11 protein-coding genes are annotated in these 9,137 nt (G+C 68.0%); 10 read left to right on the top strand and 1 reads right to left on the bottom strand.

Annotated elements, in window-relative coordinates; genetic code table 11:
* The coding region (locus AC1DKV_RS34105) for a plasmid pRiA4b ORF-3 family protein (RefSeq protein WP_477139085.1) at window positions 1-571 on the bottom strand (571 nt) is incomplete at its 3' end.
* A 357-nt stretch (window positions 572-928) separates the two neighbouring features.
* On the opposite strand from AC1DKV_RS34105, the gene atpD reads away from it, so the two are divergent.
* The 10 genes from atpD (at window position 929) to AC1DKV_RS34055 (ending at window position 8,993) form a co-directional block, all read left to right on the top strand.
* Window positions 929-2,362, top strand: a complete 1,434-nt coding sequence (gene atpD / locus AC1DKV_RS34100) for a F0F1 ATP synthase subunit beta (protein WP_441622566.1) — start codon at window positions 929-931, stop codon at window positions 2,360-2,362.
* Entirely contained in the window at window positions 2,352-2,747 is a 396-nt protein-coding gene (locus AC1DKV_RS34095) for a F0F1 ATP synthase subunit epsilon (protein ID WP_441622564.1), read from the top strand. Before atpD ends, AC1DKV_RS34095 begins: the two co-directional genes overlap by 11 nt.
* A complete protein-coding gene (locus AC1DKV_RS34090; protein ID WP_477139084.1) occupies window positions 2,744-3,103 on the top strand; it encodes an AtpZ/AtpI family protein in 360 nt (119 codons plus the stop codon). Before AC1DKV_RS34095 ends, AC1DKV_RS34090 begins: the two co-directional genes overlap by 4 nt.
* The gene (locus tag AC1DKV_RS34085; RefSeq protein WP_441622560.1) at window positions 3,090-3,419 is read left to right on the top strand and encodes an N-ATPase subunit AtpR; all 330 of its coding nucleotides are present in this window, start codon (window positions 3,090-3,092) and stop codon (window positions 3,417-3,419) included. The genes AC1DKV_RS34090 and AC1DKV_RS34085 overlap by 14 nt, the downstream gene beginning before the upstream one ends.
* Entirely contained in the window at window positions 3,403-4,104 is a 702-nt protein-coding gene (locus AC1DKV_RS34080) for a F0F1 ATP synthase subunit A (protein ID WP_477139083.1), read from the top strand. Before AC1DKV_RS34085 ends, AC1DKV_RS34080 begins: the two co-directional genes overlap by 17 nt.
* Before the next feature lie 21 nt (window positions 4,105-4,125).
* Window positions 4,126-4,407 (top strand): F0F1 ATP synthase subunit C, encoded by a 282-nt coding sequence (locus AC1DKV_RS34075; protein ID WP_150990106.1) that lies wholly within the window; start codon window positions 4,126-4,128, stop codon window positions 4,405-4,407.
* Between the two features lie 3 nt (window positions 4,408-4,410).
* A complete protein-coding gene (locus AC1DKV_RS34070; protein ID WP_477139082.1) occupies window positions 4,411-5,256 on the top strand; it encodes a F0F1 ATP synthase subunit B family protein in 846 nt (281 codons plus the stop codon).
* Window positions 5,253-6,845 carry an alternate F1F0 ATPase, F1 subunit alpha gene (locus AC1DKV_RS34065; protein WP_477139081.1) on the top strand — a complete coding sequence of 531 codons (1,593 nt, stop codon included), beginning with the start codon at window positions 5,253-5,255 and terminating at the stop codon, window positions 6,843-6,845. The genes AC1DKV_RS34070 and AC1DKV_RS34065 overlap by 4 nt, the downstream gene beginning before the upstream one ends.
* Window positions 6,842-7,738: a F0F1 ATP synthase subunit gamma gene (locus tag AC1DKV_RS34060; RefSeq protein WP_441622552.1), complete on the top strand. Its 897-nt coding sequence runs from the start codon at window positions 6,842-6,844 to the stop codon at window positions 7,736-7,738. The genes AC1DKV_RS34065 and AC1DKV_RS34060 overlap by 4 nt, the downstream gene beginning before the upstream one ends.
* Before the next feature lie 382 nt (window positions 7,739-8,120).
* Window positions 8,121-8,993: a DNA-binding protein gene (locus AC1DKV_RS34055; protein ID WP_477139080.1), complete on the top strand. Its 873-nt coding sequence runs from the start codon at window positions 8,121-8,123 to the stop codon at window positions 8,991-8,993.
* Window positions 8,994-9,137 lie beyond the last annotated feature (144 nt).

Below are 9,137 nucleotides of genomic sequence, written 5' to 3'. Positions count from 1 at the left end.
CGGTCTGACGGTCAAAGCGACGATCCAGCCAAGTCAGCCACCGGTCGACCGCGTCGCGTAGGTCTTCCAACACGATAGGCCCTTCGCGCAGCGACTCGATCCAATCGACGAACTCATATTCACTGTGTTCGCCCCTGGCCTCCAGATACCTCTCGATCCCGCCAATGTCCTCGGGCGGACATGGCCCGCAACCCGCCACGCAACGGGGCAGCCGACCAGGATGTTCCCGCAGCATACGCCGCTCCATCCGTATCTCGTGGCGCCACCACGCGTTGAAGTCATACACATAGACGAAGCCTTCGTGTTCGCGGAGATGAAACGCGGTCAGMGGCAGTTCGTTTGCCACTGTGCAGAACTGCAAGATGCCCTCATGAGCTTCGCCGTAACGTCTGCCACGAATGCTGAACTCGTGCAGATGTTCGTCGGCCCAGCCCATGACGACTTGGATGACATTTCGCCCGAGGGTCAAGTGCTCGGGAACGAGGACGCGCCGCCAAACCGGCGGGCTCAGGCCGCGCAGAGCAATTCGAAGTTGAAGGACGGAGATCGCCGGCCCAGGATCGGAAGCCATGCGCGCATTGTAGGTGCCTCATTGGCCTCTCGGCAGCGGTCCTGTGGTTTGCCCCCGATTTGGCGCGCTCTCGTCAGCACCGGCTGCGCAACGTCTTGCTTCGGGGCCACGCATGCGCTAAGTTGACCTGTATCAACTTTTCCCCGCTGCAGAAGCGCATCATTGTGCATTGCCGCACGCGCGGCGCCTGGTGTGGGCATCACGGTGAAAACGGCAGCAAGGGCACGGGCGGCTTGAGGATGATCGCATGACCGGAGCAAGGACAGCGCCAGTGGCGCATCGCCGGACGGCCATGCCGGCACGGTTGGGGGCCACGTGCCCGCATGGACCGGCTCCGCCCGCACATGGAGGCTGCCGGTGAGCGCGAGCCGGGGCGTGGTTGCTGCGGTGCGCGGCAGCGTCGTCGACGTGCGCTTCGAGGCGGGGCTGCCGCCGATTCGCACCTTGCTGCGTACCGGCGTGGATGGCCGGATCGCCATCGAAGTCCTGGCGCAGCGGGATGCGCGGCATGTGCGCTGCATCGCGCTGACCTCCACCCAGGGGCTGGCGCGAGGCATGGCGGTGCAGGACACCGGTGGGCCGTTGCAGGCGCCGGTGGGCGCCAGCATCCTGTCGCGCATGTTCGACGTGTTCGGCCAGCCCATCGACCGGTTGCCGGCGCCGCAGCATGTCCAGTGGCGTTCGGTGCACCGGGCGCCGCCGCCCCTGTCTCAGCGCTCCACGCAGTCGATGGTGTTCGAGACCGGCATCAAGGCGATCGACGTGCTGCTGCCGCTCGAAACCGGAGGCAAGGCAGGCCTGTTTGGCGGCGCGGGCGTGGGCAAGACGGTGCTGCTCACCGAGCTGATCCACAACATGGTCGGGCATCACCGGGGCGTGAGCATCTTCTGCGGCATCGGCGAGCGCTGCCGCGAGGGCGAGGAGCTTTACCACGACATGCGCGAGGCCGGCGTCCTGCAGGACATGGTCATGGTCTTCGGCCAGATGAACGAGCCCCCGGGCGCGCGCTTCCGGGTTGGCCATGCGGCGCTGACGATGGCCGAGTACTTCCGCGACGATGAGCACCGCGACGTCCTGCTGCTGATCGACAATATCTTCCGCTTTATCCAGGCCGGATCGGAGATCTCGGGCCTGATGGGGCAGATGCCGTCGCGGCTGGGCTACCAGCCGACCATGGGCACCGAACTGTCTGGGCTGGAGGAGCGCATCGCCAACACCGACACCGGTGCCATCACCTCGATCCAGGCGGTCTACGTGCCTGCGGACGATTTCACCGACCCGGCAGCGGTGCATACCTTCTCGCACCTGTCGGCGTCCATCGTGCTATCGCGCAAGCGCGCAAGCGAGGGCCTCTACCCGGCCGTCGACCCGCTGCAATCGAATTCCAGGATGGCCACGCCCGGCATCGTCGGCGCGCGCCACTATCGCCTGGCGCAGGATATCCGCCGCACGCTGGCCCAGTACGCGGAACTCAAGGACATCATCGCCATGCTGGGGCTGGAACAGCTCTCCCCCGCCGACCGCGACGTCGTCGCCCGCGCCCGCCGCCTGGAGCGTTTCCTGACCCAGCCGTTCTTCACCACGGAGCAGTTCACCGGCATCAAGGGCAGGACAGTCAGCCTGGCGGATTCGCTCGATGGGTGCGAGCGCATTCTGCGCGACGAGTTCAAGGACTACCCCGAAAGCGCGCTCTACATGATCGGGCCGATAGCCGAAGCGAGGGGCAAGCCCGCGCCCGTGGCGCCAGAACCAGCAGAGGAGAGTCATGCCGCCGGATCACATGCTTCTTGAAATACTGCTGCCMTTCCGGGTCTTCCTGCGCAAGCGCGAGGTGTTGCGCATCGTGGCGGAGACCGCCGGGGGGGCGTTCGGCATGCTGCCGCATCGCCTCGATTGCGTCGCGGCGCTCGCGCCCGGCATCCTGGCCTTTGAAACGCCGGCCGATGGCGAAGTGTTTATCGCGGTCGATGAGGGCGTGCTGGTCAAGACCGGCCTCGATGTGCGCGTGTCGGTGCGCCGCGCCATGGCAGGCGCCGACCTGGCCACGCTGCGCGACACCGTGGAGCGCGAGTTCCTGGCCCAGGACGAGCAGGCGCGCAGCCTGCGCACGGTCATGGCTAAGCTGGAGACGGGCTTTCTTGCCCGCTTCGCCAAGCTTCACAAGCCGTCGCCATGACCGTGCCACCGCCCGGCGGACAGCCGAAGCCCGAGCCCACGCTGGCAGGCAAAGTGGGCGCCAAGGCGCAGCGCAAGCTCAGGGCGCGGCGCMAGGGCGTGCCGGGGGTCTGGTTCGGGCTGGGCATGATGGGGCTGGTCGGCTGGTCGGTGGTTGTGCCGACGCTACTCGGCGCGGCGCTGGGCATCTGGCTGGACAAGCACTATCCGGGCCGGCACGTGTGGACGCTGGCGCTGCTGGTGGCCGGCCTGGTGCTCGGCTGCTTCAATGCGTGGCACTGGGTCGCCAAGGAGGACCGCGCCATGCGGCGGGACCAGGGCCAGAACGAGGAGGAGAAAGACGATGCGAATACATGACGTGGCGGCATTGCTGCTTGCGGCCCTCGTGGGTGGCGCACTCGGAGGCTTCTTTTTCGGCGGCCTGTGGTGGACGGTCCGCCGGACGCTTTCATCCGGAAAGTCGGCCCTATGGCTGCTGGGCAGCCTGCTGCTGCGCATGGGCGTCACGCTGCTCGGCTTCTACGCCGTCGGCGCGGGGCAATGGGAGCGGATGGCTGCCTGCCTGGCTGGTTTCGCAGTGGCACGCCTKGCGGTGACATGGATGACGGGGCGATGGGCGGACCACCGCCGCACCCCGGCGCCTCGGGAGACGGGCCATGCGCCTCAGCCCTGACCAGTGGATCTTCTGGCAGCACGGCTTCGTCAAGCTCAACGGCACGATCCTTTTCACCTGGGTGCTGATGGGGGTGCTGACCCTGGGCTCCTGGCTGGTCACGCGCCGGCTCTCGTCCGGCCACCGCCGCTCGCGCTGGCAGAACCTGCTTGAAATTATCGTGACCGKGATCGCGCAGCAGATCGCGGAAGTCGGCCTGCGCCAGCCGCGCAAGTATCTCGGTTTCCTGGGCACCCTGTTCCTGTTCGTMGCCGCGGCCAGCCTGTTTACCATCGTTCCCGGCTACGAGCCGCCCACCGGATCGCTGTMGACCACGCTGGCGCTGGCGTTGTGCGTGTTCGTGGCGGTGCCGCTGTACGGCATCCGCGACCAGGGGCTGCGCGGCTACCTGAAGTCCTACCTCGAGCCGACCTTGATGATGCTGCCGTTCAACATCATCAGCGAACTGTCGCGCACGCTGGCGCTGGCTGTTCGCCTGTTCGGCAATATGATGAGCGGAGCCATGATCATCGCCATTCTGGTGACGATCACGCCGTTCCTGTTTCCCATCGTGATGACCGCGCTCGGCCTGCTTACCGGCATGGTGCAGGCTTATATCTTCAGCATCCTGGCCGCGGTCTATCTCGCGGCGGCCACGCATAGCGGCAAGGCGGAGCCAGGCCTGCCGATCGAAAAAACACCCTGAACCCGACCAAGGAACCATCCCATGGACAGCCTGACAATCATCGCGGTGGCATCGATCGCCATGGCCGGCCTCTGCACCGGCTTCGGCTGCATGGGGCCCGCGCTCGCGGAAGGCCGGGCGGTAGCGACAGCGCTGACGTCGCTGGCGCAGCAGCCCGATGCATCGGCCACGATCACGCGCACGCTCTTTGTCGGCCTGGCGATGATTGAGTCGACGGCGATCTACTGCTTCGTCGTCTCGATGATCCTGATCTTTGCCAACCCCTTCTGGAACGCCGCCATCGCCCGCGCGGTGGCCAGGTAAGCCATGCTGATCGACTGGTTCACCGTTGGCGCGCAGGCGCTCAACTTCGTCATCCTCGTCTGGCTGCTGAAGCGCTTTCTTTACCAGCCCGTGCTTGACGCMATCGACGCCCGCGAGGGCAGGATCGCCAGGCAGATCGCCGATGCCAGCGCCAGGGAGGCCGAGGCGCGCAAGCAAGGCGAGGCGTTCCAGCAGAAGACCGATGCGTTCGAGCGCGAGCGCGCTGCGCTGCTGGCACAGGCGGCTGGCGATGCCGAGACACAGCGCCGGCAATTGCTTGAAGCCGCGCGCCAGGCAGCGGACGCGCTTGCAACGAAACGGCAGGAAGCGCTGCGCAGCGAATCCGGTCAACTGACGCAGGCGCTCGGCGACCTGGCGCGGCGCGAGGTGTTTGCCGTCGCCCGCCGGGCGCTCGCGGACCTGGCCTCGGCGAGTCTCGAAGAACGCGTGGCCGACGTCTTCATCCGCCGCCTGCGTGCGCTCGACGAACCGGCGAGAGCTAGTCTTGCGGCCKCCTTCAGGCGGCCGGCGGCGCACGCGGTGGTGCGCAGTGCKTTCGCGCTGCCTGCCGCACAGCGCGCCGCCATCCAGGCGGCGGCGGATGAAATCCTGAGCACCGCCATCCCCTTGCAGTTCGACACGGCTCCGGAACTGGTAAGCGGCATCGAACTAATCGTCGGCGGCCAGAAGCTGGCCTGGAGCATCGATCGCTATCTCGGCTCGCTGGAGCATGCCGTGAGCGAACTGCTGAGCCCGGAGAACGCGGCGATGCATGCCGGGCCCGAGCCGGAATCCGCGCCACAGGCCGCGCCGAAGCCAGCGCCGAAGCCCGAGGCCAGCCAGCCATGACCTTCGCGCTTACCCCGCCGCAAACCGCCATCGAACGGGCATTMGCCGCCATGGGCGAGGCGCGCAGCCGGTTCGTGCCGGCACTGGCAGCGCAGGAGGTGGGCACGATCGTCAGCGTGGCCACGGGCGTCGCGCAAGTCTCCGGCCTGCCTGGCATCGGCTATGACGAGCTAGTGCGCTTTCCCGGCGACGTGTACGGCATCGCGTTCAATGTCGATGAAGGCGAGGTCGGCGTGGTGCTGCTCGACGACTACTGGCGGCTGCGGGCCGGCGACCAGGTCGAGCGCACGGGCCGAGTGATGGACGTGCCCGTGGGCAAGACGCTGCTCGGGCGCGTGATCGATCCGCTGGGCCGGCCGCTCGATGGCCTCGGGCCGCTCGCGGCCAGCGCGCGGTTGCMGATCGAGCGCCCGGCCGCGCCCATCATGGAGCGCGCGGCGGTCACGGTGCCGCTGCAGACCGGCGTGAAAGTCATCGATGCGCTGATCCCCATCGGGCGCGGCCAGCGCGAGCTGATCCTGGGGGACCGCCAGACCGGCAAGACCGCGATCGCCATCGATACCATTCTGAACCAGCGCGGCCAGGACGTCGTGTGCGTGTATTGCGCCATCGGCCAGCGCGCCTCGGCCGTCGCCAAGGCGGTGGCGACCCTGCGCGCCAAGGGGGCGATGGACTATACCGTCGTGGTCGTCACCGAAGGCAACCAGCCACCGGGGCTGGCCTATATCGCGCCGTATGCCGCCACCAGCATCGCCGAGCACTTCATGGAGGCCGGGCGGGACGTACTGATCGTCTATGACGACCTCACCCAGCACGCCCGTGCCTACCGCGAGCTTTCGCTGCTGCTGCGCCGCCCGCCCGGCCGCGAGGCTTTCCCGGKGGACATCTTTTATATCCATTCGCGGCTGCTGGAGCGGGCCACGCACCTCGCCGCCGAGCGCGGTGGCGGCTCGATTACCGCGCTGCCGATCATCGAGACCGAGGCGCAGGACATGTCGGCTTACATCCCGACCAACCTGATCTCGATCACCGACGGCCAGGTCTATCTGTCGCCTACGCTGTTCGAGCTTGGCGTGCTGCCCGCGGTGGATGTCGGCAAGTCGGTGTCGCGCGTGGGCGGCAAGGCGCAGCGGGGCAGCTTTCGCGCCGTGGCCGGCGATCTCAAGCTCGCCTACGCGCAGTTCGAGGAACTCGAGACGTTTTCCCGTTTCGGCGCCCGGCTCGATGACGACAGCCGCCAGTCCATCGCGCACGGTCAGCGCATTCGCGCCTGCCTGATGCAGCCCGAATCGGACCCGGTCCCGGTGCCAGCGCAGATCGCCATCCTGAGCGCGCTGACCGCGCGGCTGTTCGATGCCATGCCGCTGGACCGGATGCAGGACGCGCAGCTTGCAGCGCGCGCCGCGGCGGTGAGCATCCCGCCCGCGATATCCGCCCGCTTCGAGGCCGCGGGCAAGCCGGACGAGGCCGATGGCCAGGCAGTTACCGCGATCGTCCGCGCCGCCCTTGCGCAGTTCCAGGCCGGTGCTGATACCGGGGCCGGGCTCGAAGCGCGGGCACATTCTCCGGCAGAGGGGGGGAGGCAATGAGCGACTCGGCCGCCACGCTGCGGCACCAGATCGGCAGCGCCACGCATCTGCAAACCGTTGTTCGCACCATGCGCGCGTTGGCCGCCTCCAGCATCAGCCAGTACGAACAGTCCGTGCTGGCGCTGGCCGACTACCGCCGCGCGGTGAGCCTGGGTCTTTGGGCATGCCTGCGTACGCTGGCGCCGGCCGGTTTAACGCCGGGGGAAAGCAAGCCTGCCTCAACGGGAGCGGTCGGCGCCATCGTGTTCGGCTCCGACCAGGGGCTGGTGGGCCAGTTCAATGAGGTGATCGTCGACCATGCGCTCAAAGCGCTCCTGGCCATGCCCGGAAAGCGAGAGGTCTGGGCCGTCGGCGAGCGGGTGCGGGCACGCCTGGCCAGCGCCGGCGTGACCGTGGCCGGCACCTATGCGGTGCCCGGCTCGGTCGAGGCCATTGCCCCGCTGGTCGACCGGCTGCAGCTCGATACGGAAACACACCCGAGCCAGGCCGCGCAGCCCCGTATCTACGTCTTCTACAACCAGCCAAGGCCGGGCGCCCTCTACCAGCCGGTTGAGCAGCGCCTGTTGCCGCTTGACGCGCAATGGCTGGCCGGGTTGCTGGCACAGCGCTGGCCAACGCCGAACCCGCCGGAAGTGATCGGGGGTGGCACCGCCACGATGCGCGCGTTGATCCGCGAGCACCTTTTTATCTCGCTGTTCAGCGCCTGCGCCGAATCGCTGGCGAGCGAGAACGCCAGCCGCCTAGCGGCGATGGAGCGGGCCGACAAGAACATCGACGAACTGCTCGCCAGCCTTCGCGGCCGGTTTCATAACGAGCGGCAAAGCGCGATCGACGAGGAGCTGTTCGATGTGACGGCGGGGTACGAGGCGCTGTCGGAGGATGACATTGGCTGAATGGCGCCATCACGAAGCGGTAGTCCTGGGAGACCGCGCCAAAGCGGGGGCTGAGATCAGTCTTCGCTCAAGAGCAGATGTTCGTGCGTCCAGGCCATGACTACCTGGATGACATTGTGAAGTTACCCGTGCGTCATGTGCATGGGAACGAATACGCGCCGGCAGACCAGCGGGCTCAAGCCCCGCGGGCTGATTCGCTGTTGAAGGACGGAGATCGCTAAGGGTCGAGGGGCATGAGCACATTGTAGGTGGCTCATTATCCTCTTGAGGGAGKGCCGATCTCAGCCCCCGCTTTGGCGCGGTCTCCCTCTACCGCGAGGTCTGCGGCCTGCTCTTTTTCCGCTACGGCATCACCCCCACTGCCAACAAGCTCTATCAACTGGTGCGCAAGGGCAGCATGGGCACGCCGACCGAGGTGCTGGCGCAGTTCTGGACGGACCTGCGCGACAAGATGCGGGTGACCATCGACCACCCCGGGCTGCCGGACGCACTCAAGGCGATCGCCGCCCATGCCGTGCAATCGATCTGGCAGGCCGCTAACGAGGCGGCCACCGGCGAGCTGGCCGCCTTGCGGGCGGAAGCGCGCTTACAGGCCAGCGAGGCCGAGGCCCAGCGCGACCACGCGCGCGCCGCGGTGGTGGTGGCCGAGCAGGAGACTGCCGCCGTCCAGGCCGACTGCGACGCCGCCCAGCAGGCCMGCGCCGCGCTCCAGGGCGAACTGGAGGCCGCGCGCCAGGCTCTCGCGGCTGCCCAGGCGCGTCAGGAGGCAGGTACGCGTCAGCTCGCAGCGCTCGAGCGGCAACTGCAGGAGCTACGTACCCAATTCTCGACCGAGCTGGAGCACACCCGCGAGCAGGTCGCCGTGGCCCAGGAGCGGGCCAGTGCCACCGAACGCCGCGCGCTKCGCGAGATCGACCAGGAACGCACGCTGCGCCAGAAGGGCGAGCAGGCGGCGGCGGACCTGCGCACCGAMYTGGCGGCCGKGCAGGCGAGGGCGCAAGCCGCCGCCGTGGCCGGCGCCGAGGCGCGGGCGCGGCTGCAGGCCGAGCGCGACACGCTCGGCGAGCAACTGGCTCAGGCACAGCAGGCACTTGGACAAGGGCGGGCGGCACAGGACGCGCTGCGGGCCGAACTGGACGCGGCGCTGCGGGGGGCCGAGCGCGCCCAGGCGGAGGCMGCTGCGGCGCGCCATCTGGCGCTGGCCCGGCGTCGGGCGCCGGCGATCAAAACCAAGTTCAGACCGGGGCCGGCTTGAGGGGGGCGCCGGAAKGTGTCGGATGGCATTTATCCACCGCGCAAGGGGACAAGCCTGTGGACAAGCCGCGCGGGGGCCGAGTGCCGACGGCCTCAACGGATTTGATTAAAATTTAAGCAAAGAGAGCGGGCCACGCCTTCCCGG

The sequence above is a fragment of the Cupriavidus sp. 05T41 genome (assembly GCF_056396525.1).
This window is presented reverse-complemented; position numbering and strand designations above follow the sequence as displayed.